Origin of the sequence: Lentzea californiensis (assembly GCF_024648825.1) — a bacterium.
Lineage (GTDB): Bacteria > Actinomycetota > Actinomycetes > Mycobacteriales > Pseudonocardiaceae > Lentzea > Lentzea californiensis.
In genome coordinates this window covers 186,595-212,741 of record NZ_JANBBE010000010.1, presented here as the reverse complement: position 1 = coordinate 212,741, position 26,147 = coordinate 186,595, and the positions used below count along the sequence as shown (strand labels likewise).

The 26,147-nt window shown below is 70.5% G+C and carries 18 protein-coding genes; 6 read left to right on the top strand and 12 right to left on the bottom strand.

What is annotated here, in order from left to right:
• Window positions 1–8 precede the first annotated feature (8 nt).
• Window positions 9–809 carry a TIGR03084 family metal-binding protein gene (locus LX88_RS31285; protein WP_258951362.1) on the top strand — a complete coding sequence of 267 codons (801 nt, stop codon included), beginning with the start codon at window positions 9–11 and terminating at the stop codon, window positions 807–809.
• Between the two features lie 187 nt (window positions 810–996).
• Here the strand turns inward: LX88_RS31285 and LX88_RS31280 are convergent, their stop codons facing one another.
• Entirely contained in the window at window positions 997–2,583 is a 1,587-nt protein-coding gene (locus LX88_RS31280) for an MFS transporter (protein ID WP_258951361.1), read from the bottom strand.
• A gap of 107 nt (window positions 2,584–2,690) precedes the next feature.
• Between LX88_RS31280 and LX88_RS31275 the strand changes: the two genes are divergently transcribed.
• Window positions 2,691–5,819 (top strand): AfsR/SARP family transcriptional regulator, encoded by a 3,129-nt coding sequence (locus LX88_RS31275; RefSeq protein ID WP_258951360.1) that lies wholly within the window; start codon window positions 2,691–2,693, stop codon window positions 5,817–5,819.
• 7 nt (window positions 5,820–5,826) lie between these two features.
• Here the strand turns inward: LX88_RS31275 and LX88_RS31270 are convergent, their stop codons facing one another.
• A complete protein-coding gene (locus LX88_RS31270; protein WP_258951359.1) occupies window positions 5,827–6,273 on the bottom strand; it encodes a winged helix-turn-helix transcriptional regulator in 447 nt (148 codons plus the stop codon).
• Window positions 6,274–6,361: 88 nt separating this feature from the next.
• Here LX88_RS31270 and LX88_RS31265 point away from each other — a divergent pair, with 88 nt between their 5' ends.
• The 3 genes from LX88_RS31265 to LX88_RS31255 all read left to right on the top strand — a co-directional run bounded on the left by LX88_RS31265 (window position 6,362) and on the right by LX88_RS31255 (window position 9,443).
• Window positions 6,362–7,312: a carboxymuconolactone decarboxylase family protein gene (locus tag LX88_RS31265; RefSeq protein WP_258951358.1), complete on the top strand. Its 951-nt coding sequence runs from the start codon at window positions 6,362–6,364 to the stop codon at window positions 7,310–7,312.
• 138 nt (window positions 7,313–7,450) lie between these two features.
• Window positions 7,451–8,437: a DUF1702 family protein gene (locus tag LX88_RS31260; protein WP_258951357.1), complete on the top strand. Its 987-nt coding sequence runs from the start codon at window positions 7,451–7,453 to the stop codon at window positions 8,435–8,437.
• A 7-nt stretch (window positions 8,438–8,444) separates the two neighbouring features.
• Window positions 8,445–9,443, top strand: coding sequence for a carboxymuconolactone decarboxylase family protein (locus LX88_RS31255; RefSeq protein WP_258951356.1), 999 nt, complete (start codon window positions 8,445–8,447; stop codon window positions 9,441–9,443).
• Window positions 9,444–9,494: 51 nt separating this feature from the next.
• Here LX88_RS31255 and LX88_RS31250 read toward each other — a convergent pair whose 3' ends face one another.
• Genes LX88_RS31250 through LX88_RS31240 form a run of 3 tightly spaced genes read right to left on the bottom strand, consistent with a single transcriptional unit; the run spans window position 9,495 to window position 13,008 of the window.
• Window positions 9,495–10,823, bottom strand: coding sequence for a cytochrome P450 (locus LX88_RS31250; RefSeq protein WP_258951355.1), 1,329 nt, complete (start codon window positions 10,821–10,823; stop codon window positions 9,495–9,497).
• Complete coding sequence (locus LX88_RS31245; protein ID WP_258951354.1) at window positions 10,820–12,481, bottom strand: FAD-dependent oxidoreductase; 1,662 nt, start codon at window positions 12,479–12,481, stop codon at window positions 10,820–10,822. The genes LX88_RS31250 and LX88_RS31245 overlap by 4 nt, the downstream gene beginning before the upstream one ends.
• Window positions 12,478–13,008 carry a DUF5987 family protein gene (locus LX88_RS31240; protein WP_258951494.1) on the bottom strand — a complete coding sequence of 177 codons (531 nt, stop codon included), beginning with the start codon at window positions 13,006–13,008 and terminating at the stop codon, window positions 12,478–12,480. Before LX88_RS31240 ends, LX88_RS31245 begins: the two co-directional genes overlap by 4 nt.
• Window positions 13,009–13,631: 623 nt before the next feature.
• On the opposite strand from LX88_RS31240, the gene LX88_RS31235 reads away from it, so the two are divergent.
• Entirely contained in the window at window positions 13,632–14,366 is a 735-nt protein-coding gene (locus LX88_RS31235) for a helix-turn-helix domain-containing protein (RefSeq protein ID WP_308203471.1), read from the top strand.
• A gap of 65 nt (window positions 14,367–14,431) precedes the next feature.
• On the opposite strand, the gene LX88_RS31230 is transcribed toward LX88_RS31235, so the two are convergent.
• The 7 genes from LX88_RS31230 to LX88_RS31200 form a co-directional block, all read right to left on the bottom strand.
• Window positions 14,432–14,941, bottom strand: a complete 510-nt coding sequence (locus tag LX88_RS31230) for a flavin reductase family protein (RefSeq protein ID WP_258951353.1) — start codon at window positions 14,939–14,941, stop codon at window positions 14,432–14,434.
• Between the two features lie 20 nt (window positions 14,942–14,961).
• Entirely contained in the window at window positions 14,962–15,399 is a 438-nt protein-coding gene (locus LX88_RS31225; RefSeq protein ID WP_258951352.1) for an acyl-CoA thioesterase, read from the bottom strand.
• A gap of 1 nt (window position 15,400) precedes the next feature.
• Window positions 15,401–21,133: a type I polyketide synthase gene (locus LX88_RS31220; RefSeq protein ID WP_258951351.1), complete on the bottom strand. Its 5,733-nt coding sequence runs from the start codon at window positions 21,131–21,133 to the stop codon at window positions 15,401–15,403.
• On the bottom strand, window positions 21,130–22,134 hold the full coding sequence (locus LX88_RS31215) for an enediyne biosynthesis protein (protein ID WP_372511452.1): 1,005 nt from the start codon (window positions 22,132–22,134) through the stop codon (window positions 21,130–21,132). The genes LX88_RS31220 and LX88_RS31215 overlap by 4 nt, the downstream gene beginning before the upstream one ends.
• A gap of 5 nt (window positions 22,135–22,139) precedes the next feature.
• Complete coding sequence (locus LX88_RS31210; RefSeq protein ID WP_258951491.1) at window positions 22,140–23,984, bottom strand: CRTAC1 family protein; 1,845 nt, start codon at window positions 23,982–23,984, stop codon at window positions 22,140–22,142.
• 62 nt (window positions 23,985–24,046) lie between these two features.
• On the bottom strand, window positions 24,047–25,030 hold the full coding sequence (locus LX88_RS31205) for a DUF1702 family protein (protein ID WP_258951350.1): 984 nt from the start codon (window positions 25,028–25,030) through the stop codon (window positions 24,047–24,049).
• 97 nt (window positions 25,031–25,127) lie between these two features.
• On the bottom strand, window positions 25,128–26,096 hold the full coding sequence (locus LX88_RS31200) for a DUF1702 family protein (protein ID WP_258951349.1): 969 nt from the start codon (window positions 26,094–26,096) through the stop codon (window positions 25,128–25,130).
• Window positions 26,097–26,147 lie beyond the last annotated feature (51 nt).

Here is a 26,147-nt window from a genome sequence, read left to right as displayed (position 1 = left end):
ACAGAAGCGTGACCGAAGACAACGTGTTCCTCGCACTGAAAGCCGAGGGCGAAGAGGTGGACCGCATGGTCGCCTCGCTCTCCGAGACCGGGTGGGCGCTGCCGACCCCCGCCGCCGGCTGGACGATCGCGCACCAGATCGCCCACCTCACCTCGACCACCCGCATGGCGGGCCTCGCCGCCTCCGACCCGGCCGCCTTCGCCACCCTCGTGGCGGGCATCGGAGCCGACTTCGACGCGGCCGTCGCGGGCGCGCTGGCCCCCTACCTCTCGCTCGGCCCCCGCAAGCTGCTCGAGACCTGGCGGGCCGAACGTCAGGCCGCGGGCAGCGCGCTGTCGTCCGTGCCCGACGGGCAACTCGTGCCGTGGCTCGTGAACCCGCTGCCCGCGCCGGTGCTCGCGGCCGGCGGCATGATGGAACTGTTCGCGCACGGCCAGGACATCGCCGACGCGCTGGGCATCCGCCGCGAGCCGACGGACCGCCTGAAGCACCTGTGCGGGTTCGGCTTCCACACCATGACGTTCGGCTACCTCGTGCGTGGCCTCACCCCGCCGGAGAAGCCGTTCCGGTTCGAGCTGACCGGGCCGGCCGGGCAGTTGTGGACGTTCGGACCGGAGGACGCCACGCAGCGGATCTCCGGGCCCGCGCTCGACTTCTGCCTGCTCGTGGCTCGGCGGCGGCACCACGCGGATCTCGCTGTGGTGGCCAGCGGGGACGAGGCTCACGGATGGCTGGAGATCGCGCAGGCCTATCGCGGGCCGGCGGGGGCGGGGCGGGAGGCGGGGCAGTTCGCGGGGCTGCCCGCCTGACTCCGCGGTGACGGGAAGGGCCGGGGACTCCCCCGGCCCCTTTTCGTGCGCGGGTGACGTGTCACCACCACGAGCGCGAGTGAGCCCGGCATCGCGGGGGACACGATGCCGGGCTCACTCGTAGGGGGTGGTCGCGCCGGAACCGGACGATCGGGGATCGGTCACCACCGGATCCGGCGCGACCGGTTCACCGGACTTCCCGTTCCGCCGCCACGGGAACACCCGTGTCGGCCGGGGCCGGTGGCTCCTCGCCGGTCTTGCCGACGTGCCGCAGCAGCACCACGGTGAGCCCGGACAGCACCACCAGGATCACCGCGGCGACGCCGGCAGCGGTGTTGACGCCGTCCGTGAACGCGGTGCGCGCGGAATCCAGCAGGGCCGCGCCCGTGTCGGTGGCCAGCCCCTCAGCCACCGCGACGGCACCGCTGATCGTTTCGCGAGCAGCCGCGGCGGCCTCGGCCGGAACGCCCGGCGGCACGGCGACGACGTTCTGGTAGACCGCCGCGGCGATCGTGCCGTAGGTCGCGACGCCGATGGCCACGCCGAGTTCGGTGCTCGTCTCCGAGACCGAGGCCGCGGAACCCGCGCGCTCCTCGGGTGCCGAACCGACGACCATCTCCGTGCCGAGCGATCCCATCGGGCCCACGCCCGCCTGCACCAGGACGAAGCCGAGCAACACCACCACGAGACTCGTGGCGGGGCCGGCCTGGGACACGATCGCGAGGCCCACGGCCGCGACGAGGAGGCCGGCGGCAGCCACGTAGGCCGGGCGGATCTTCTGCGCGAACTTCGGTGCCACCAGCGACGTGACGATCAGGGCGGTGGCGGCCGGGATCAGCCACAGGCCGGACTCGACGGCCGAGTACCCGCGCACGGTCTGCAGGTAGAGGCTGAACAGCATGATGCTGGACGAGATCGTCGCCGAGGTGAGCAGCATGATGACCAGCGCACCGCTCAACGTCTTGCTGCGGAACAGCTTCAGGTCGAGCAACGGGCTGTCGAGCGTCCGCTGACGCAGCACGAACAGCACGCCGAACACGATGCCGACGAGGACCGAGCCGCCCGCGAACGCGCTGAAGCCGTGCTGGGCGATCTCCTTCAGGCCGTAGACGACCGGCAGGATCGCGAACAACGACAGCACCACGCTGAGCAGGTCGATGCGGCCGGCGTCCGGGTCGCGCATCTCCGGCAGCAGGACGGGCGCGGTGATCATCAGCAGCACCATCACCGGCACGGCCATCAGGAACACCGAACCCCACCAGAACCAGCCGAGCAGCACGCCGCCGATCACCGGGCCGATGGCCATGCCGCCCATGAACGAGCTCAGCCACACGCCGATCGCGAAGCCGCGTTGCTTGGCGTCGGTGAACATCGTCATGATCAGCGCGAGGGTCGACGGCATCAGGGTCGCGCCCGCGATGCCGAGCAGTGCGCGTGCGGCGATCAGCATTTCCGGGGTCGTCGAGTACGCGGCGAGCACGGACGCCACGGCGAACGCGGCGGAGCCGAACAGCATCAGCTTGCGGCGGCCGATGCGGTCGCCGAGGGTGCCCATCGTGACGAGGAAGCCCGCGATCATGAACGCGTAGATGTCCATGATCCAGAGCTGCTCGGTGGCCGACGGGTTTAGGTCGGCGCTCAGCTGGGGTTGTGCGAGGAACAGCACGCTCAGGTCGAGCGACAGCAGCAGCGTCGGCAGGGCCAGCACCGCGAGGCCGATCCACTCCCGCCGTCCCGCCCGCGTGGTGTTCCCGGCCGGATCGGTCGATTCCATGGAACTTGTCCTTCCGTGTGGTGCCTCGAGCGGCACCCGAACTCATCGATCCGGTTCACCCTGCGCGTCCGCACTGTCGGAATCCTTTCGGCCGCTATCGTGTGCGCATGTTGTTCGCGGTGCTCGGGCCGCTCGCCGTCCGAACCGCCGACGGCCGCCCGGTCGAGATCCCCGAGTCGAAGGTGCGGGCGCTCCTCGCGAACCTGCTGGCCCACCGCAACCGTCCGGTGTCCGCCACGACGCTGATCGAGGACCTGTGGGGCGACGAACTGCCGGTGAACCCGACGGGCGCGTTGCAGACGAAGATCTCCAAGCTGCGCCAGGCGCTGGAGGCCGGTGAACCGGGCGCGCGGGACCTCGTCGCCTCGCAACGCCCCGGATACGTGCTTCGGACCGGCGCGGACGCCGTGGACGCCGACAGGTTCGCCGCCCTCACCGCCGCCGCGCGCACCAGCGCCGACCCGGATGAACGGGCACGGCTGCTGACCGGCGCGCTGGGGCTGTGGCGCGGGGCGGCGTTCGCGGACTTCGCCGGGGAGACGTTCGCCCGCGCCGAGATCACCCGGCTGGAGGAGGACCGGCTGGTGGCCGCCGAGGAACTCGGGCAGGCCCAACTGGACTTGGGCGACCACGCCGCGCTGCTCGGCCGGATCGGCGATCTCGTCGCGGCCCATCCCCTGCGCGAACGGCTGCGGGCGCTGCACATGCTGGCCCTGTACCGGGCCGGGCGGCAGAGTGAGGCGCTGGCGTCGTTCCGCGAGGTGAGGGCACTGCTGCGCGACGAGCAGGGGCTCGACCCCGGCGAGCAGCTGGCCGAGCTGCACAGGTCGATCCTGCGCCACGACCCGTCGCTCGAACCTCCCCTCCGGCGCCGCACCTCCCTGCCGGTGCCGCTCACCGAGCTGATCGGCCGGGAGGAGGCCTTGGTGGGCGTCTGCGCGGTGCTCGGGTCGTCGCGACTCGTCACGCTCACCGGATCGGGTGGTGTCGGCAAGACCCGCCTCGCGGTGGAGGTGGCCACCCGCACGGCCGAGCGGTATCCGGACGGCGCTCGGCTCGTCGAGCTCGCGACGATCTCCGACGGCAGTCTGCTCGCGAGCGCGGTGATGGCGGGACTCGGCATCAGGGACGTGCCGAACACCGACGTGCTCTCGGAGGCTCTGCGAGCACGGCGGATGTTGCTGGTGCTGGACAACTGCGAGCACGTCCTGACCGAGGTCGCGGCGCTCACCGAACGGCTGCTCGCCGCCGCGCCGGGCCTGCGGGTGCTCACGACCAGCCAGAAACCCCTGCGCATCGCGGGCGAGTCGGTGTGGACGGTCGCGCCGCTCGACCTGCCGCCGCCCGGCACGTCACCGGACGTCGTGGAGCGGTCGAGCGCGGTGCGGCTGTTCGTCGCCCGGTCAGCACCCTCGTTCGTGTTGGACGCGAGCAACGCCGGCGCCGTCGCCGAGTTGTGCACGCGGCTCGACGGGGTGCCGCTGGCGCTGGAGCTGGCGGCGACCAGGGCGCGGTCGCTGGGGCTGCGCGAACTGCTGGCCAGGCTGGACGACAGGTTCCGCCTGCTCGCAGCCGGATACCGCGACGCGCCGCCGCGCCAGCAGACGTTGCGGGCGATGATCGACTGGAGCTGGGAGCCGCTGACCGAGGTCGAACGGGCGGTGTTGCGCCGGCTCGCCGCGCACTCGGACGGCTGCACGCTGGCCGCGGCCGAGGCGGTGTGCGCGGGCGGGACGGCGGTGGCGGCCGACGTGCTGGACACGGTCGCGGGACTGGTGGACCGATCGCTGGTCACCGTCGTCGACACGCCGGACGGCACCCGCTACCGGCTGCTCGAGTCGGTCGCCGCCTACTGCCGCGAACGGCTGGCCGAGGCGGGCGAGACCGAAGCCGTGCAAGACGCTCACAGGCGCTACTACACGAAGCTGGCCGAGACCGCCGAACCACACTTGCGCGGGCCCGCACAACGACTGTGGCTCGAACGCCTCGACGCCGAGTCCGCGAACCTGCGCACCGCACTCGACACCGCTTCCGGCCCCGATGCGCTGCGGCTGGTCAACGCGCTGGCCTGGTACTGGTACCTGCGGGGCCGGCTGTCCGAGGCACGCAGGGCCCTGTCCTCAGCCCTGACCCTGGACACCACGCGCACGGCCGCGCGAGCCCGGGCCACGGCGTGGCACGCGGGCATCACGTTCCTCGGCAGCGACGTGGCGGACCGAGCGGCCGCACGAGCCGCCGCCCTCGCCGCGTTCGACTCGCTGGACGACCCGCACGGCAAGGCGTTCGCCCAGTTCTTCCTCGGCCTGGTCGAGTCGGACTTCGGTGCCCAGTCCACCAGCGAGGACCTGGTGAACCGCGCGCAGGAGACGTTCGGCGCGCTCGGCGACCGCTGGGGCGTCGCCGCGACGCTGAGCCTGCAGGCGATCCGCGCGCACACGAGAGGCGATCTGGAGTCCCTGCGGCGCAACGGTTCGCAGAGCCTCGCGCTGTTCCGGGAGCTCGGCGACCAGTGGGGCCAGCTGCGCGCGACCGAGGCGCTGGGTGGACTGGCCGAGATCGAGGGCGACTACGAGGAGGCGACCCGCCTGCACCGCGACGGCCTGCGCATGGCGGAGGAACTGCGGCTGTGGCCGCAGGCCGCGGACCGCCTGAGCTGGCTGGGCCGCGCCTCGATGCTGCGCGGCGACCACGCCCACGCCCGCGAACTGAACGAACGCGCCCTGCGGCTTTCCCGCGAGCAGAGCTACAAGCCGGGCCAGATCTTCGCCGAGATCAACCTGGGCGTCATCGCCCGGCGCGCGGGGGACCTCGACACCGCCGAGAACCACCTGCGCACAGTGCTGGAGTGGGACTGGGAGCCGGGCATCGGGTTGTGGCTCATCCTCACCGAACTCGGTTTCGTCGCCGAACAACGCGGCGACGCCGAGGCGGCCAGGGCCAGGCATCTGGAAGGACTCACCGTCGCCCGCGCACTGGGTGACCAGCGCGCGGTGGCCGTGGCGATGGAGGGCCTGGCCGGGGCGTGCCTGGCCGACTCGCTGCCGGCCGAGGCGGCTCGGCTGCTCGGCGCGGCGGCGGCGGCCCGGCGCTCGGTCGGGGCCACGCTGCCGCCGGCGGAGCGGGCGGATCGGGACAGGGTGGAGGCCGGGGTGCGGCAGCGGCTGGGCGACGAGTTCGCTGCCGAGTACTCACGCGGCTTCGAATCGAGGGACGGCTCGGCGGTAGTGCCTCGATAGGGGCCGGTCAGGACCGGTTCGACCTCATCGTCACCTCACCGGCACGGGCCGGACTGCCGCAGTCCGGGCACACCAGGCACGCGACCAGCTCACTCCCGCAGGTGGCGTGCAGCGCGGTGCGCGGCGGCCCCTCCGGCGACGGCACGTTCCGGTCGCCCCACTGCATCAACGCGACCACGACGACCGCGAGCTCGCGGCCGGCCGGGGTCGGGTGGTATTCATAGCGGAGCGGATGTTGTTGGTAGGCAACACGTTCCAGCACACCGTGCTCCACCAGCCGGGTGAGGCGGTCGCTGAGCACGTTGCGCGCGATGCCCAGGCTCGTCAGCAGGCCGTCGAAGCGCACGGTGCCCAGCAGCACGTCCCGCACGATCAGCAACGTCCACCGCTCGCCCACCACCTCCAGGGCGCGGGCGGCCGAGCAGACCTGGTCGTCGTACGTTCGTCCGAGCATTCCCCATGGTAAACCGTCGGTTGCGTGATCGAACCGACGTACCGTAGCGTTCCCAGTGAGTAGCATCATGCAACCTTTGGGGGCTCGGATGGCGCGCTCTCTGCTCCGCACGGCTCTGCGTGGCCTCTCCCTCGCCCAGGTCCGTCACGTCACGCCGGTCTCCTTCCGCCAGGCCGGGCCCGAGGTCCTGGAGGTCTATCGCGAGGTGGAGCGGGAGTTCGGCGTGCTGGCGCCCCCTGTCGTGCTGCACGCGGCGGCGCCCGAGGTGCTGCGGGCGTCCTGGGTGATGTTGCGGGAGATCGTGCTCGCACCGAGCCTCCTCGACCGCGGCACCAAGGAGGCCGTCGCGGCGGCGGTGTCCGAGGCCAACAGGTGCCCCTACTGCGTCACCGTCCACACCTCGACGATGGCCAAGTTCGGCGGTACGACGGTGGATCTCGCGGACGCCGGGCGCTTCGGCGCCGACGAACTGCCGGAGGCGCTCGGCGTCGCGACGACGCTCCAGTACTTCAACCGGATGGTGAGCGTCTTCCTCACCGAACGGCCGATGCCGCCGTACGCGCCGAAGTGGCTGCTCGGGCCGGTCACGGGAATGCTCACCGGCCTCATCGCGGCCGCCGGCGCCGCACCACCGGGCCGCAACCCGTTGCCGGAAGCACCTCTGCCCGGCGAACTGGCGTGGGCAGCGAGCAGCCCGCACGTCGCGAACGCCCTCGCTCGCGCGAAAGCCGTGTTCGACGCGGTGGAGATCCCCTCAGCCGTCAGGGTTCTGCTCGCCGGCGAACTGTCCACGTGGGACGGGAAGCCGAAGGGCCTGAGCCGGGCCTGGGCGTGGGACGCGGCCGACCGCGTCGGACCGGGCGACCGGGCGGCGGCCAGACTGGCGTTGCTGACCGCGTTCGCGCCGTACCAGGTGGACGACGAGGTGATCGGGAACGTCCGCGCGGACGACACCGCGCTGATCGGGCTCACCGCCTGGGCGAGCATGGCCGCGGCCGTCCGCGCGACGGCACTCGCGAAGTCGCCGGCCGGTTCGTAGAATTGTCCGGATACCGCGCATCGCCGTTGTCCGATGATTTGCGATAATCGGGAGCAACGTGAGAGAAGCGCCCCAGCGGGTGGTGTGCCAGCATTGAACGGTGGATAATCGCCTTTTCAAGAGGAGGTCCCACCGGAAATGACGACTTCGGGACTGATTCGCAAACGTTTTATCACCCCGGACGCTTCGGACGTCCTCTTCGACCGGCGCGGGTTCGCCGTGGACACACCCGCACGCACTCAGCTCGAATTAAGCGCTCTCCAGCTCGTTTTCGGATTTGAGTTCGGCATCGAACACAAAGACCACGACTCGATAATCGTGCGCCTCGACGCGTTGTCCCGGGAATACCGCGGGTTCGCCTACGAGGGTGCCACGATGGCGCTGGCTATCCGCGACGCCCTCACCCCGCTGCCCGGCCGCAGCAACGTCGAGCGGTTCCTCGCCGGGCCCGACTTCACCTCGGCGCCGGCGTCGAAGCACATCTTCATGGCCTACATCGGTGTTGGCTTCGCTCTGGCCAGGCTGCCGCGAATGCTCTGGTCAAGGGCCCTTCCCGACGCGCGCAAGCTCGCCGACCACCCGTCGCTCAGCTGGTTGATCATGGATGGCTACGGTTTCCACCTCGCCTACTTCGACCACGTGACGTGGGTCGAGAACCACCGGGTCCCCGGGCGCCTCCCGTGGCCGGGGCCTGCCGCGTACACGAACCGGGTGATCGACCACGGCATCGGGCGCGCGATGTGGTTCATCCACGGCGGCGACGTCGATCGGCTCCTCGACAGCATCAGACGATTCCCCCAGGACAGACGCGCGGACCTGCTCAGCGGCGCCGGCCTGGCCGCCTCCTATGCGGGCGGAGTCACCGAGCAGGAACTCGGGAAACTGGTCGAGGGAGCCGGTGCCTTCCTGCCGGAGGTCGCCCAGGGTGCGGTTTTCGCGATGCGTGCCCGGGTGGTCGCGGACATCGTCACGCCGCACAGCGAAATGGCTGCCCAGGTGTTCTGCGGGCGCAGCGCGGAGGATTGTTCGGACATCGCCGCGAAGGAAATCGAGAACCTTCCCGAGGACGGCGCCGTGCCCGCGTACGAAGTCTTCCGCCAGCGCGTCCAGAACTACTTCCGGTGAGGCCGCCATGTCCGGAATCGTCAAACACGTCGACGTCGTCCCGGCGAAGCAGGCCACCGGCCTGGTTCGCGAGGTCTACACGCAGTCCACGAAGGAGGTCGGCCGGCTCGTCGAGGCGGTGACGATGTTCTCCGCCGCACCGGAACTGCTCGCCGCGTCGTGGGCGGCGTTCCGCGAACCTCTGCTGGCGGGGACGGCGTCCCGCGTCAGCAAGGAGGCGGTCGCCGCGACCGTGTCCCGGCTCAACCAGTGCACCTACTGCGTCGACGCCCACGCGATCATGCTCTACGGCGGCGGCGCCGGATCCTTCGCGACGCAGCTGTTGTCCGGCGGCAGCGGCGACGAACTCGACGCGAACCTGCGGCCGTTCGCCACCTGGGCCGAGATATCGGCACGACCACCGTTCCCCGCCGCTCACACACCCGAGTACGTCGGTGTCCTGGTGTACTTCCACTTCCTCAACCGGGTCATCAACGTCCTGCTCGACGGCACGTTCCTGCCCGGTCCCCCGAGGGCCAAGGCCATCGCCCGGCGCGTCGCTGGCAGGATGATGGCGGGCAAGGTCAACGCGCGGAACGAGGCCGGTCGCGCCACCGGTCTGCCCTCCGGCACCGCGCCGCCGGAGGGCTTCGGATGGGCGGCGGGTTCGCCTGCGGTCGCTTCCGCTTTCGCCGCCCTGGCAACCGAAACGGCCGCGGCGGCCGCTCACGTCCCCGACGAGACCCACCACACGCTCGACACCGTGGTCACGAGCCTGCTCGGCGAGCCCCAGGGCGTCAGCGCGGCCTGGGTGGACGAACACCTGCGGCCTCTCGGCCGGAAGTCCGTTCCCTCCGCCCGGCTCGCCCTGCTCACCGCGCTGGCGCCGCACCAGGTCGGCGACCGCGACGTCGCCCAGTTCCGGGAACGGCAACCAGAGGACCGCGACCTGCTCGGCCTGCTGTCACTGGCGGCACTGACCGCCGCCCGCCACCTCGGCGAGCGGAAGGCCGCAACAGTCCACTGAGGACACAACAGAAGTGCCGATGGCCGGGAGCCATCGGCACTTCTGTTGTGTTCACCAGCTGGACACGGTCATCGGCAGGCCGTCCCGCATGCGCAACGTCAGCATCGGCTCCGGCACCGCCGCACGTCCCGGCACCCCCGTGAGCTTCAACGCCCTGGTAACGGTGGCCAGAACGAACGTCGCCTCCATCATCCCGAGGTGGTTGCCGACGCAGTACCGCGGCCCGGCACCGAACGGGATGTAGGCGTAGGTGGGCCGTCCCGCCGCGTCCCCCATGAAACGACCGGGGTCGAACCTCTCGGGGTCCGGCCAGAAGGCCGGGTGCCGGTGCAGCGTGTACGGGCAGATCAGCACGTCCGCGCCGGCCTCCACGCGGTAGCCGCCGATCACGTCGGACTCCCTGGCCTGGCGCGGCAGGATCCACACCGGCGGGTACAGCCGCATGACCTCCTGCAGCACGGCCGACGTGTAGGGCAGGGCGTGCAGGTCCTCGAACTCCGGCATGCGGTCCTCCAGTGCGCCGACGACCTCGTCGTGCACAGCGGCGGCCACGTGCGGATGCCGGTCGAGCAGGTGGAACGCCCAGCTCAGCGTGCTCGCCGTGGTCTCGTGACCGGCCAGCAGCAACGTCACGAGCTCGTCGCGCATCCGGCGCCGCCCGACGGCCGGGTCGGTCTCCGCGCGCGTCGACTCGACGAGCCGTGACACCACGTCGTCGCTGCCCGCCCGTTCCCCGTCGGCGACGAGCCTGTCCACCACGCGCTGCAGGTCGGCTCGCGCCCGCCGGAATCTGAGCTGACGTCCCAGCGGCACCCAGGTCGGCACCGCGCTCAGCGACATCATCTCGAACATCGCCTGGTCCTGGACCGCCTCGAACGACGCCCCGAGCGTGTGGAACTCACCCAGGTCCGCGTCGAGCAACACCCGGCCGAGCACCCGCAACGTCAGATCGGTCATCTCCGCGCGGATGTCGACGGTCTGCCCGCGCGCCGAACCCAGCCGTGCGGCCACGTCCTCCGCCTCCTGGGCGATCACTCCGGCGTACCGCGCCATCCTCTTGGCCTGGAAGACCGGCTGGATCACCTTGCGCTGCTTGCGCCACAGCTCACCGTCGCTGGTGAGCAGGCCATCGCCGAGCGCGCGCCTGGCGTGCGTCAGGCCGATGCCCTTGACGTAGTTCGCCGCGTGGTCGGCGAGCACGTGCTTCGCGTGGTCGGGGTGGTTGAAGTAGTTCAGCGTCTTGGGGCCCAAGGGCAGCCGCACGACGTCGCCGTAGTGCGCGGACATGGACGACATGACGCTCAGCCGGTTCCTGGCCATCTTCGCGAGCACCGCGAGGGTCGCCCGCCGCGGCGGACCAGGAGCGAGTGCCGCCGTCATTCGGTCACCAGATGTGAGACCAGTGGCAGGACACCATTGCGCGCTGACGTCTCACCGTCCGGCGACGGCGCTCCGTAGGACACGTCGACGCCGCGTTGCCGGGCCGCCCGCACGATCGCCGGCACGGCACGTTCGGCCAGAGCCGCGATCGTCATGGCCGGGTTTACCGTCAGCGCGCCGGGCACCGCGGACCCGTCGGTCACGAAGATGCCGGGATGCCCGCGCAGCTCGTGGTTCTCGTCCAGCGCCGAGGTCGCGGGGTCGTCGCCGATGCGGCACGACGACAGCGGGTGCACGGTGTACGCGCCCACGACGTCGTTCGTCCACGGCATCACGCGCGACATGCCGTCGCGTTCCAGGATGTCGCGCACGGCCTCGTCGGACTCGGCCCAGCCGCGCAGGGTGTTCTCGGTCGGACGGTAGCTGATCGTGCCGCGGCCGAGCATCTGCTGGGAGATGCGGTGCGCGTTGCCGGTCGGTGGCGGTGGGCCGAAGACGCCCTCGTTGTCGTCCTCGGACATCGTGAAGATGGTGAGCCACGACTTCCAGCGGCGCAGGATCTCCTTCTTCTCCACGCCGAACCAGCTCGGGCCGGTGGCGTCGGGCGCCTGGGCGAGGATGGTGCCGAGGCCGGGCGGGAAGTACAGCTGTTCCAGCGAGAACCGCGAGTACTCGGGCAGCGAGCCGTCGAGCCGGTCCCAGCTCGCGACGCACGGGCCGCGGCCGATCTGGTTGGCCTGGTAGGTGACCGCCTCGTCGACGCTGATGCCCAGCACCTCGCGCACCCTGTCCTCGTTGAGGATCGCGGTGTTGAGGCGCTCGCCGTTGCCGGAGAAGTACCGGCCGGCGGCGTGGGGCATCGCGCCGAGCGTGGGCTCGGACCGTTGCAGGATCACGGGTGTGGCGCCGGCGCCGGCCGCCAGGATCACGATCTTGGCGTCGATCGTGCCGCTGCCGGTGGACACGCGGTAGTCCTCGCCGTCGATCACGTTGTAGTGCACGCGATAGCCGCCACCGTCTGTGATGGACAGTTGCTGGACCTCGTGCAACGGCCGGATCTCCGCGCCGTGGGCGAGGGCCGCGGGCAGGTAGTTCAGCAGCAGTGAGCGCTTCGCGTCGAACTTGCAGCCGGACATCATCCAGTTGCAGTTGGTGCACAGCGCGGTGTCGATGGCGGCAGGCACCGGATTCGCGGTGCGGCCGGAGTGGGCGCAGGCCGCGCCGAAGAGCCCACCGCCGTAGGTCATCGTGTCCCAGTCGGTGGTGCTGATCGGCAACGCCTCGGCGACCCGGTCGTACCACGGCTCGAGGCTGTCCCTGGTGATCGCGGCGGGCCACATCCGCCTGCCGATCGAGCCCTGGCGGTCGAACACGAAGCGCGGCGCCCGCGGCATGGCGGCGAAGTAGACGACGCTGCCGCCGCCCACGCAGTTGCCGCTCAGGACGCTCATGCCGTCACCGACGACGAACTCGAACACGCGGGTGGAGGACGAGCCGAGCCGGAAGTCGTGGTCGAACTCGTCAGCCTGGAGCCAGGGCCCGCGTTCGAGCAGGACGACCCGCGCGCCTCCGGCCGCGAGGTGGTAGGCGGTGATCGCCCCGCCGAACCCGCTGCCGATCACCACGACGTCCGTCTGTTCCACTGTGGACGAACTCATGCCGGGCTCCCTGAAGAAGTCGTGTCCGGGTGGCGGCGCGCGAGCGGCTTGCCGTAGGTGTAGTCGGGAAAGCGCCATACCCCGTCGGGGTTCGGCGGGGCGAACCCGATCGTCAGCAGCCCGGGATGACCTGCCGCGATCGCGTCGGTGGTGTGCATGTGGGCACCGGTGTCGAAGGCCATGTTGCTGAACAGCGCGATACCGACCCAGACCTCCTTCTCCGGGTGGCCGGGTGTCGTCAGCAGCTGCACCAGGGCGGTGCGGTCCGCGAACGGCAGTGCGACGAACGCCGGCAGGGCCGGATCGAGTTCAGCGCCGTGCTCGGCCGCGTACGTGGCCGCGTGCGTGTTCAGCAGACCCGCGAGCGGGTCCAGCAACGCGGCCATTCCGCCTTCGGGCATGCGCAGCAGTTCGATGGCGCCGGCCGCGACGGCACCGGGACCGGCGCTCGCCCCCGCGACCGCGACGTCGTCCGGCCACCTCTTCTCGCCGGGCACGATCGTGTCCGCGAACGCCTCGAACGTCATCGTCGTGACGTCGATCTGGGAAGTCTCCGTTTCGGTGGCGGTCACGTGCGCGTCCTCCTGTCCTCTTCGGTCGGGCGAGCGCCCGGCGATGGTGCGAGCAATGACTTTCACCGGCCGAACAACCCGTTCGGCGGAAGACACGGAAGGCAGTCAATGCACGACCAAGGCTTTCCGCGGACTCCATTCTCGCGAGCGTCGTCCGAACGGCGCATCTCCCCGATTGCGGTCTCGATGAATTGGAGATCAACTCACCAGATGAGACGATCCCCTTTTGCGCACGGAGAGCGACAAAGAACACGACACCTCTGGGAGCGGGCCCACAACTCCAAGCGGTCCACATCGCTGGACCGCACAGAGCAACCTGCGTTGTTCCCCGGCACCGCACGCCCGTGCGTTCCGTTCATAACCAAAACGCAGAGGCAACATAAGGGACTTCAATCGCCTACCCAGAGTGAGGAAAAGAGCGGTGCGCTATGCCGGAATCGCACCTTGCCTGGCGTTTTGCCCGCTGCTAGCTTCGGTTGGAGTGATTCCAACGCACTTTCCCAACAACTGGAGAATCCACCACAGTCACCGCAATGGCGGAATCGGGGGACTCAATGGACAAGCTCGGTGAACAAGCAGTGGCCAGGGTAGTGGATGCCATGCAGACGAACCTCGGCGAGCGGATAACCATCGACGACATGGCCAAGGTCGCGATGTTCAGCAAGTTCCACTTCACGCGAGTGTTCCAGCGGGTCACCGGAGTTTCGCCGGCGCGTTTTCTCTCGGCGTTGCGGCTGCAAGAGGCCAAACGGTTTCTCGTGGCGACCGATCTGAGAGTCACGGAGATCAGCCACCGGGTCGGTTACAACAGTCCCGGCACGTTCAGTTCGCGGTTCAAAATCAGCGTCGGACTCTCCCCCAGCGAGTACCGGCAGCTGCGTGGCCGCACGACGCGCATCTCCGTCGACAACCGCAAGAACATCATGCTGCGCCGTACGAGCTCGGTCAGCGGGCGGATCTACTGCCCGGCCGAGTGCGAGCCCGGCCCCACGTTCGTCGGCTTGTTTCGCGACCCGATCCCGCAAGGCGCGCCGGTCAGCTGCGCGGTGCTGCCGGGGCCGGGTCACTTCGTGCTGGAGAACGTGCCGGAGGGTGCTTGGTACCTGCTCATCCACACCGTCCCACCGGGCAGTGAGCACACGGCAGACCGCATGCCGTCCGTGGGCTCACATGGGCCGTTGGTCGTGTCGAGCAGCACGATGGCGCACGTCGTGGACGTCGTCCTGCGCCCCATGTCGGCCATCGACCCGCCGGTGCTCATGGCGTTGCTCGATGTCCGCACCACCGCGCTGGAGGCTCCACGGGCGAGCTGAACGAGACGAGAAGAAGGCGGGCCGCCAGTGACGGCCCGCCTTCTTCTCGTTGGTGCCCAGGTACTTCAGGCCGACAGACCGGAACGCTCCAGTGCGTGGAAGGTGCCGTTGAGGAACAGCAACGCGTTGCTGCCGGCCGGGCCGTCGGTCGCGAGGAGGCGGCCGAGGAAGATCGTGTGGTCGCCGCCGTCGTAGGTCCGCCACAGCGTGCACTCGAACCGGGCGAGCGCGCCGCCGATCAGCGGCGCGTCGATCCGGTTGCCCGGCACCCAGTCCACCGCGTCGAACTGGGCACGGCCTGCCGGCCGCCACCGGCTGGCGAAATGCCGCGCGACGTCCTCCTGGCCCGCGGCGAGCACGGACACCCCGAACGCCCCTGCGGCGGTGAGGTGCCCGTGCATCGACGCGTCCCGGCCGACGCACACGAGCACCAGCGGCGGGTCGAGGGACACGGACGTGAAGGAGTTCGCGGTCATGCCGTGCGGTGACGCGCCTCCGACGGTGACCACGGTGACGCCGGTCGCGAACGTGCCGAACACACGCCGCAGCGTCTTCGGGTCTTCGAACTCGTCCATGCAGTTCTCCCCCGTCATGATCAGGCCGCCACCGGCGCGTAACGCTCGAGCGCGAGACGCAGCGAGTCCGGCACCCGCGCCGGCCTGGTCGCGTTGTTCGGGCCGCGCATGCACGCCACCCGCTGGGTTCCCCGCGCCACGAGCTTCTCCGCTCCGCCCGCGCCGACCAGGACGTAGTCGAAGCCGAACTCGACCTGCGTCTGTGCCAGCTCGACCAGCGTCATCCTGACCGCGAGCTCGTCGAACGCGGTGAGCTCGGCGTAGAACTCGCAGTCCACCTTCAGCGTGAAGAGCTTCAGGTCGTCCTGGAGGTCGGCCAGCACCTCGGGCGCATGCCGCACGAGGAACATCTCCCGGCACCGGCCCTGCCACCTCAGGTAGTTCACGTAGTACACGTTGCCGACGAGGTTGGTCTCCTCGAATCCGACCGTGTGCCTGATCTCGAAGTACGACTCCACGTCAGCTCCCCTCCACCAGCAGCACCGCCGCCACGACGGGGTTCGCGACCCCGCGCAGTGACGTCACCAGCGTCGCGATCCGCAGTCCCGGCGCCGTGAAGACCCGCCAGCCCCGCGGCCCACCCGGTTCCGGCGTGAGCGGTGTGTCGAGCGAGAGACCAGCCTTCTGCAGGCACTCGACGATCGACCACACGCGCGTGGCCGCCACCGCGAACGGCTCACCGTCCTCGGCGAGCAACGCCGCCGTGCGGTGCCGGCGGCCGAGAAGTCCCTGCCACACCTGGTCCTCCTGCCCGACCACCTCCTGCAGGTCGCAGGCCGTGACGCGATCCGCCGCGACGCAGAGGGTGACCCCGGTTGCGTGGGACGCCGACACGGTCAGCCCGCCGTCCACCTCCGGCCGTCCGTCGGCCCGGTAACGGACCTCGGTCTCCCGTCCCAGCAGCCGGCTCACCGCGAGCGCGGTGCTCCTGCGCCTGGTGGCCCGGTCGGTCCCGGGTTCGCGATCGGGCTCCACGACCACCGCGACCCGGTGGCCCAGCAGGTCCTCGACCTCCCGCTCCAGGTGGGAGCCCAGCAGCGGGGCCACCCACGGGCCGGCGGATCCCTTGCGCCGCACAGCACGCAGGTGCAGGCCCTCCCACCGCTCCACGACCTCGTCGCCGTCGAACACCGCGATGTCGTAGACGTAGGTGTCGCCGTCGCGGTGCCGTTCGGTGGCACGCATCCGCACCTCGCTCGCGCCGATGCCGGCGCCCGCCGGGTGCACGCGGTCGATCCGTTCCGGCAGCAGCGTGCCGTCCGGGACGCAGACCTGGTTGCCGTGCATCAACGCGTCCCGCATGCCCGGATCGGCGAGCAGCAGGTCGGCGGGCAGGTACCCCGCGAACCCGTCCGGGTGCGCGCTCACCGCCACGTCGGCGTCGACGTCGCGGGCGCGGGCCTCGTGAAAGCGCCGCAGCCGCTGGAACCTCGGGCCCTGGAACATGGTGTCGCCGTACAGCTGGGTCGCCGGGTCGAGCGCGACAGGCGGCAACCCCGCGTCCGGGACGGTTTCCCCTGAGGGCGAAGTCTTCCCGTACGACAGCCTGGCCACGAAGTGGTCCGCCTCGAACGCCGTCTCCGAGCTGCGGATCGCGACGTCCACCACGTCGTCGGCGGTGACCACGGCGGCGATCCGGATCGTCGTGGTCCCGCGTGGCGGCACCACGATCGGTCGCAGGAACCGGATCCCGGAGAGCTCGGGCGTCGACTCGTGTCCGGTGACCGCCGCGGCGACCTGGGTCATCGCCTCCATCCCGTAGACGGCGGGGAACAACAGGTTGCCGTCGAGCAGGTGGTCGGCGAGGTAGAGGTCGGTGCCCGCGTTCAGCTCGACCTCGGTGACGAGCTCGACGGCGTGGTAGCGGACCAGCGGCTTGTCCACGAACCGCAGCAGTGGCAACGGCGGCAGGTGGTGGCGCACGGTGTCGACGCCTTCGGTGCGCCCGCTGACCACGACGACGTCCGGCGTCTCGGGATCGACGAGCAGCCGCCGCAGGATCCGGACACCCTCGTCCGGTGGGATGGGCGCGACGCCGTCCCGGGAGAGCGACTCGACCACGGCCAGCCGCTCCCCCATGCCGACACCGGACCACACCGACCATTCCAGGCACAGGGCCCGGCAGGACGGGTGGCCGTCCGCGAACTCGCGGGTGAGCGCCGCCAGCCAGTCGTTGGCGGTGCCGTAGTGCGCCTCGCCGCGCAGGCCCGAGCGGCCGATGATGCTGCCGAACGTCACCAGCAGCCGCAACGCGCCCGCGTCGACGGCGCCGAGCACCGCGCGCAGCCCGTCGATCTTCGGTGCCATCGTCGACCGCAGCCGGCCCGCATCCACTGTGGACAAGGCGGCCGGTTCGTTGCGCCCGGCGCCGTGCAGCACGGCGGTGACCGGGCCGAGCACGGCTTCCAGCTCGCTCACAGCGGCACGCATCCGTTCTGCGTCCGTCACGTCGGCCACCGCGTAGGCGACCTCGATGCCCCTGGCCCTCATGCGGTCGAGGTTCGCGGCCAGCTCGGCGTCAGCGGAGGGCTCGGACCTGCCGACGACGGCCAGCCGCACCCCCCACTCCTGCGCGAGCGAGATCGCGCACTCGGCGGTGATTCCCTTGCCGCCGCCGGTGATCAGCAGCACGTCGGTGTCGGTCAGCGGCCGGATCTCGGCGGACGGCGACACCGGCAGTGCCCGCATCGTCGGCACCGTGCGGGTCATCTGGCTGTCGTAGCGGACTTCGCTGAACGCCGTGGTGGCCAGCACCTCCGGCAGAACGACGTCAGAGCTCGCGCCTGCGGACAGGTGCACGACGGTCACCCGCACGCCCGGAGCTTCCAGCCGCAGCGTCTTCGCCATGGCCGCCGCACCCGCGTCGTGCTGCACCAGCACGAACCTGCCGTCACCGCGTGCGGCCGCGGACTTCGCGCCCCGCAAAGCCAGCTCCAGGTGCCGTTCCTCGCACACCTCGGGCAGGCAGACGAGCACACCGTCGCCCGCCGAGCCGCGTTCGAGGTCTCGCCGCAACCGTTCAGCGAACGGGTGGGCGTCCTCGGCGTAGAGCTGCCATTGGCCGTCGTCCTCCTGAGCGGCGACGGGCCGCAACGGCACCGGGTCGTCGTCCACGACGAACGCCCGCGCCCACGGTCCGGCGCCCGTGACGACGGTCGCCGCGGCGTCGGTCTCCCTCCCGGTCGCGCCCAGGTCGTCCAGCGCGTCGGCCAGTTCCCGCACGGTCGCGGTGGCGAAGTTCGTCGGCGCGCTGGCGGGCGGCACCCCGAGCCGCTGGGCCGCCTCGTTGACGAGCTGGCCCACGGTGATCGAGCTGAGGTGCAGGTCGTCGAGCAGCCTGCTCTCCGGGGCGACCGCCTCGCTCGGCAGTTCGGCCCGTGCGGCGGCCATCTCCCGCAGCACGTCCACCGTGGATGTCGCGGTGCCGACGACGGTCATGCCCGCGACGGCCGTGACGACGAGGTTGCCGGCGCCGACCGACAGTCCCGGCGCCTGTTCGCACGGACTCGCGAAGAACGAGAACTCCTGGCCGACTCGCAGCGGCCGCACCAGCCGGTCCGCGAACAGGGCGGCCGGGTTCAGCGCGGCTCCGGTGACGTGCGCGGCACCGACGACGCCGAGCAGCGACACCAGCGACTCGTCGTCGGTGTCCAGCGCGACGACCGGAACCTGCCCGACGTCGGCGGCCAGCGTCGTCAGCACCCGGCCAGGACCGACCTCGACCAGCAGGTCCGCGTCCTTGGCCGCGACACCGATCGCCTGCGAGAACAGCACCGGATCGGTGATCTGGGCACGCAGCAGCTCGCGGATGTCGGTGTCGGCCGCCAGCGTCTCGCCGGTCACGGTGGACACGACGTGCCCGCTGATCTCCGTGAACGTCTCGGCACCGAGCTTCGTGTGCAACGCGTCGGCCGCCGGGGCCACGAGCGGCGAGTGGAACGCGTGCGAGACCCGCAACGCGGTCCCCTGCACACCTTCCCGCGCCGCCGCCTCCACCGCGGCGGCCACCGCCGCGTCCGTCCCCGCGACGACCGTCTGCTTGGGACCGTTGAACGCGGCGATCACCACCGGCAGCTCGCGAACGAGTTCGCTCACCACGTCCGCTGAGGCGCCGAGGCTCGCCATCGTGCCGGAGGCGCTGTGCTCGGCCATGGTCGCGCCACGCACGGAGGCCACGCGCAGCAACGTCCGTTCGTCGATCGCCCCTGCCCAGTGCAGTGCGGTGATCTCGCCGAGGCTGTGCCCCACCGCGACGTCCGCGGTGACACCGAGACCGGCCAGCACGCGCAGCCCTGCGAGCGACCCCGTGACGATCCGCGGCTGGGCGACGGACGTGGCGACCATGTCACCGGACGCCGGCAGCGCGGCCCGTTCGTAGACCTCCCGCGCGGCCGCGAACCGCCGCCGCATCGCGCCGCCGCTGGTGCCCCGGCCGGATCCCTGGCCGGGGAAGAGGAACCCGACCGTCGCCGGTTCCGTGACGTGGCCGAGGAAACCGCGGCCATCCGGCCCGAACCACGTGACGGCGCCGGAGTCGGCCGCCTCCAGCACGCGGTTGAGCCCGTGCACTGCGTCCTCGGGCGACCGCGCCACCACGGCGGCGCGGTACGGCCGGTCCGCCAACTCTGCGTGCAGCGTCGCCGCGAGGTCACCCAGTTCCGCGTAGGACACCCGTGCCGCGAACTCGGCCAGCTCGGTCAGCCTGGCCCGCAACGACTCCGCGGACTCGGCGTCGAGCAGCAGCACCTCGGCGTCCTGCGCGGCGGCGGAGATCTCCAGCGCACGGGCGTCGGGTGCCCGCAAGGGCGCCGACGACTCCAGGACGACGTGGGTGTTGATGCCTCCGAAACCCATGGCCGTGATGCCGGCCCGCAGCGGAGCACCGGCAGGCCAGGGTTCGGCGTTGCGCAGGACCCGCAGGGTCGCCGCGTCCTCGGTCAGCACGGGGTGCGGGTCGACGCAGCCGATCGTCGGCGGCAGCGTCTGGTGATGCAACGCCAGCGCGGCCTTGATCAGACCGGCCACGCCCGCCGCCGCCTTGGTGTGGCCGATCATGCCCTTGATGGTGCTGATCGCGGCAGGGGGCGCCGCCGGGTCGGCATCCGCACGGGCCTGCGACAACGCCCGCAGTTCGGTCGCGTCACCGACCGCGGTGCCGGTGCCGTGACCCTCGAACAGCGGCACGGTGTCGACGCCGAACCCGGCCCGTTCGTAGGCGCGGGCCAGGGCGAGCCGGTAACCGCTCACCTCCGGCCGGGTCATGCCGCCCCAGCCGTCGGAAGAGATGCCCCAGCCGGCAACGGTCGCGTAGACCCGTTGGTGCGGCTGGACGTCCTGCTCGCGCATCAGCACGACCATGCCGCAGCCCTCGCCCGGCCAGAAGCCGTTGGAGCCGCGGTCGTACACCCGCATCTCCGACCGCGCGAGCGCTCCGGTCTTGGCGAACCCGACGATCTCGAACGGGTCGATCGACAGGTCGACTCCACCGGCGACGGCGACGTCGAGGTCGCCGTCCGCGAGCCGGCCCGCCGCCGTCGCCACGGACAGCAGCGACGACGAGCAGGCGCCGTCGACGGTGTAGCCACCGCCGTTGAGGCCGAAGTAGTTGCAGACCCGGCCTGCGATCGTGTTGGCGAGGCCGCCGGCGAGGCTGTCCTCGTCGATGGCGGGGAACGGGTTCTTGTACGTGGTCTCCAGGTCGGCGAGGAAGCCTTCCAGCTCGCTGTCCGCCCAGCCGCGGGCCTTCAGCGACGCGGCGACCGTGCGGCGCACGTACGGCCACCGCAGCCGCATCAGGTTGGCCCTCGCGAACTCCCCTGTGAGCGTGTTGCCGACCACGACACCGGTGCGTTCGCGGGGAAGCCCCTCACCGCCGGCGAACCCCGCGTCGGCGAGCGCCCTGCCCGCCGTGTCGAGCGCGAGCCAGTGGGTGAGGTCGGTGGAGCGGTAGGTGCTGCCCGCGATCCGGTGTGCCACGCGGTCGAACTCGTAGCCCTCGATGACGGCGGCGGTGCGGGCGTAGAAGCGGTCGGGCGTCGAGGGGTCCGGGTCCCAGTAGTCCTCCAGCCGCATCCGCTCGTCCGGGAGCCGCCGGAAGGCCCTGCGGCCCGCCAGCGCGTTCTCCCAGAGCTCCTCAGCCGACACCGCGTCCGGGTAGCGGCAGGCCACACCGACGATCGCGATCCTGGTCATGCCGGTACGACCTCCTTGCCCAGTGTCGACGGAGGCGAGACGACCTTGCCGTTCTCCGTGGTGCTCTCGGCTTCCTTCGCCGCCAGCGCCTGGGCCGCCTCGTGCTGCTCCCGTGCCTTGTTCACGAAGTGGATGCCCCACAGGAACAGGCCGCGGATCAGGCACACCAGCGCCGTCGCGAAGAACAGGCCGTACGCGATGTGCACTCCGGTGAAGAAGCCGTACGCGAGGGCCACGCCACCGCCGAACGCGATCTGCGAGATCGGCTTCGACGGACTCGTGCCGGGGTCGGTGATCATGTAGTTCGTGAACAGCACGAACGCGACACCGGTCATGGTGAGCAGTGCGCCGGGGATCGACGTGCCGAACAGGATTCCCCTGACCACCGACTGGACCACGAAGAAGAACAGCCACGACAGGATCAACCACATCCGGCCGGTGAGCTTCATGTTCAGCATGGTGCCCGCGGTGAGGATGATCGCCGGGATCAGCCAGTCGACGAAGCCGGTGGTGTTCTCGGTGAAGTGGTACGGGGGAACGATGCTCGCCCACGGGAAGATCAGCAGGATGATCGCGATGCCGAAGTTGGACGGGTTCATGTAGTGCCGCATCCGGCCTCGCACCGGTGCCCGCAGCACCCACTTGGCACCGACGGCCACGGTGACTCCGAAGATCATCACCCAGACCTGGTCGTTGACGTAGATGAGCATGTTCATCGCGAGACTGGTGATGTGCGCCGGGTAGAGGAACTCCACCACGCCTCGCACACCGCCACCGAGGAACCTCGGTGGCCGTCCGTCCATCCTGGACCCGACGAGCTCGAGCCCGATCTCGACGGTGTAGCCGGTCAGCAGCGCGATGAACGGCCACAGCCACGGTTGCTCGAATCCGAGCACGGAGTAGCCGATGATGTTGAACACCGTCATCGACATCGCGAAGTTGCGCAGTGCCTTGACGACCTTCGGGTCGTGCCGGGGCACGGTCGCCGCCACGTCCGTCACGTCCGTCACCTCTCCTTAGCCTGGGAGCCGAGTTCGATCAGATGCCTGCCGGGTTCGAGCGTCAGCGTGTGCTCGCGGGTCTGCCCCGAGCGGTCGCGCCAGTTGAGCCGCACCTCGACGGGTCCGTCCGTCTTGCCGAGTCCGATGTGGACCTCGTGACCGCGCTTGCCGGAGTGCCCGCCACCGCCGTCGACGTGGCCGATGAACGTGCGGCCCTCCCTGGTGGTCGCGGTGACCTGGGCGCCGACCGCGGGCGATCCGCCCTCGTGGCACAGCCGCAACGTGAGAGCGCTGCCCTGCGACGGGCCGGAGTTGCGGTAGAACACCGGTTCCGCCCACTGCCGTGCCACGGCGAAGTCGAGCTTGCCGTCGCCGTCCGCGTCCCCGGTCGCGATGCCGCGGGTGGGCACCGGGATGGCGAGGCCGAGCTGTTCGGCGATGTCGACGTACCGGTCGCCGTCCTTGACGTAGAACGCGAGCCGGTGGTTGCCGCCGACGTCGTCGCCGACCGTGACGCGCGGCCAGGAGACGGGGTGGCGCAGCGCGAGGTCGTTGGAGGTGGCCAGTTCCTGCAGCTGGGGCCACCTGTTGACCTGACCGCGGACGAAGCCGGTCGCCTGGGCGATCGCGGGTTCGCCGGAGTTGGCGAAGTCGGCGATCTTGACGTCCCAGCCCCAGCCCGACCACGCGGTGCCGGCGGGGGCGCTGACGTCCTCCCACGGCGCCTCGTCGTTCGAGAGCTTGGCGCGCAGCACGTTCTTGTCCCCGGACTGGGACATGAACTGGAAGTTGCTCTCCTGGATGCCGTACGACGTGGTGATGTTGCTGACGAACATGTCGTAGACGCCGTCCTGGTTGAGGTCGCCGAAGTCGACGCCCATGCCCTTGAACGAGTCGTGGCCGACGACCTTCGACTTCGGGGTGAGTGCGGTGCGCACGCCCTCGACCAGCGCGAGTTCGATGCGTCCCGGAGTGGACCTGTTGTGGTACATGCGGTCCGGGCCGAAGTCGTTGGCCAGGTACAGCTCCGGCAGCAGGTCGCCGTCGAGGTCGGCGGCCGCGGCCCCGAGCTCCCAGCCCTTGGAGGCGTCGGCGTCCTGCACGCCGTCCTGGACGTCGTAGCGGGGCACGCCCGCCGACGTGGAGTTCCAGCGCAGGAAGTAGTTCACGCCGCCGTTGTAGGCGGCCGACATCGAGTCGTTCATCTCGACGCCACCGCTGATCGACGAGTCGAGCACCGGGCCGTGCGGGAAGTAGTTGCCGATGAAGATGTCGTCGTGGCCGTCACCGTCGAAGTCGGCGACCGCGGCGGCGTTGGTGTTCCACTGCGGACCGGTGTAGCGACCGGACGTGGCGTTCGCGCCGGGCACCAGTTCGGTGGCGGTGTAGGAGCCACTGGTGAGCTTGTCCTGGCCGTCCTTCGCGATGTGCGCGATCGGGGTGCGGCCCCACATGTAGACCAGCAGGTCCGTGCGGCCGTCCTCGTTGAAGTCGCCGGGCACACAGCCCATCGGCGCCATCACGTCGTTCATCGGCAGGGTGCCGGGTGAGAGCGCGAACGCCTCGTAGCGCTCCTCCTTCGCGCCCGGTGCCGGCGTCACGACGACCTGGTCGATCCGGGGGTCGACGACGCACAGGTCGTTGTCGAGGCCGTCGCCGTCGAGGTCGTTCATCGCGATCGCCGCACCGACCGAGGAGATCCAGCCGTCGATGTGCTGGTAGTCCTTGTTGACCTTGCGGATCGTCTGCTGGTCGAACCCGCCCGGAAGCGAGATCGACATCGGGGTGAAGCCGTAACCGCTCGCCACGTCGCGCTTCTCCGCATGCGACGCGGCGGGCAGCCGGGCCATCAGGAAGGTCACCAACACGAGAACGAGCGCCAGGATTCCCGGCAGCTGTTTGCGGGTCCAGCTCACTGCTCCACACCTCCTGAGTGGACGTACTGCTCGGCGAAGCCGCGCCGCCACAGCTCGTAGGCGGGCACGTCGTTGTGGGAAGGCCCGGCCGGTTTGAGTGCGCGAACCCGGTCCACGGCCTCGTCCGCGCCGGTGCCGCACAAGATCTCGGTGGCGACGTGCGTGTGGTCGATGGTCAGGCCGGCGAGGGCGCGTGCTTCCGCGGCGAACGCGCTGCCCTGGGCGACCACCGCGCGGTGGCGCCCCGAGTGCTCGGCGAACCAGCGCAGTTCCTCAGGCCCAGCACCGCCCGCGTAGGTCGCGGCGAGGCCGGCACCCGCGTACAGGTCGGCCCGGCGCGTGTCGGGAAAGCCGTCGATCAGCTCGGCGACCTGGGCGGCGTCCGCTCCTCCGACGAACCACAGCGCCCGCCCGATGCCCTGGTCGATCGCGCGGTTCGCGTACCAGGCCGGGCCGCTGAACGGCCACGGGAAGTCAGGTTCGCGGTAGTGCCGGTGCACGTACTTCTCCGTGTGGAAGTACGCCTGGTGGAAGCCGTAGCCGTCCATCAGGAGCCACTGCAGCAGCTCGTCGCTCACCGCGAGCTTCGGCCAGCGGAACCTCGGCACGCGGGCCATCGCCCAGCCGACCCCGACGTAGACCATGTAGACGTGCTTCCCGCCGGCTCCCGCGAGGAACTCCGCCACCCGGCCGCCGCCGCCGAACGGCAGCGCGTCGAGCGTGGCGAACCCCATGCCCGCGCCCTCGTAGGCGAAGCCGCGGAACTGCGGGGGCACGGTGTCGAGGAGCCGCTCCGCCTCCGCGGGTGCGCGCGCCTCGACAGCGGTCGCGAACCCGAAGAGGAAGTTCCGGCCGACGCTTTCCAGCAGTTCCTTCGAGGCTTCGTTCTTGTGGTGAAATCCACGTACTGCGAGCGTGGCCTCCGAACTCTTCGGCGTCAGCAACCGACGCCGCAAAGCGCGCAATCCCGCTTTGGTCACGATGCACTCTCCCCAACCGGACAAATTCCCGACATCATTCTTTGCGTCACCGCGACGGGATGACATCTTCCAGCATGCTCGAATACTTCCGCTTTTCTCACGCAGTGAAATGCGCGCGAATGCGACTGCGCCAGAGTTCGTATTCCGGCTCTCCGCCCGCCTCACCGGTGGGCACGGAAGCGGTCTCGACGAGGGTGACCGCGGCAGCCGGGCTCAGGTCGCCCAACACGTGGACGGCCTGTCCGGCGCGGTCGTCGACGCAGCCGGCCGCCGCCTTGGCCATGATCGCGAGGGCCGCGCCCAGCGCCAGCTCCGGCCACTGGTCGCCGGCCTCGGCGCGCAGCCACGCCAGGTCGTCCGGTTCGGCGCCGCCCGCGAACGTGGCGGCGAGCCCGACGCCGCTCCACAGGTCGGGCTGCCGGTGGCCCGCGAACGCCCGCACGGCACCCACGACGGCCTTCACGTCGGCGCCGTGGATGAACCACAGCGCACGCCCCAGCCCCTGGTCGAAGGCCCGCGGGAAGTACGAGGGCGTGTCCTGCCACGGGTAGGGCTTCGGCGGTTCCTGCTCGGTGACCCAGCGCTTCGGGTGGAAGTAGGCGCGGTCGAAGCCGTAGCCGTCGACGGCGAGCCAGGTGATCGCCGGGTGGTAGCGGACGCCCTCCAGATCGGGCACCACCTTGCGCCACAGCGGCCGGGGAAGCCGGGCCATGGCGAACCCGATGCCGATGTAGGCGAGGAAGAGGTGCGGCAGACCGGGACCGCGCAGCAGGTCACGGGTGCGCTTGCGACCGTCCATCGCGTCGAGGACGGTGCACGCCATGGTCGCACCCTCGTAGGCGAACCCGCGCAGACCGGGCGCGACGAGCGACAACCTGCGCTCCAGCTCCCACAGGCTCCGGCAGTCGATTCCCCATTCGAATCCCGCGATCACGGTCTGCGGTATCTGTTCCAGCTCTCTGGTCGTTTTCGATTCCGGAACGGAGAACCCGCGTGCGGAGAACGTGACGTCCGAGAGTTTTGGAGCGAAAACGAGTCTTCTGATGGAACCGAGCACCGTCGACATCAGCGCTCCTTTTGTCGGTTCCCTCCATCATCGACCAAACCTGTGGCAATT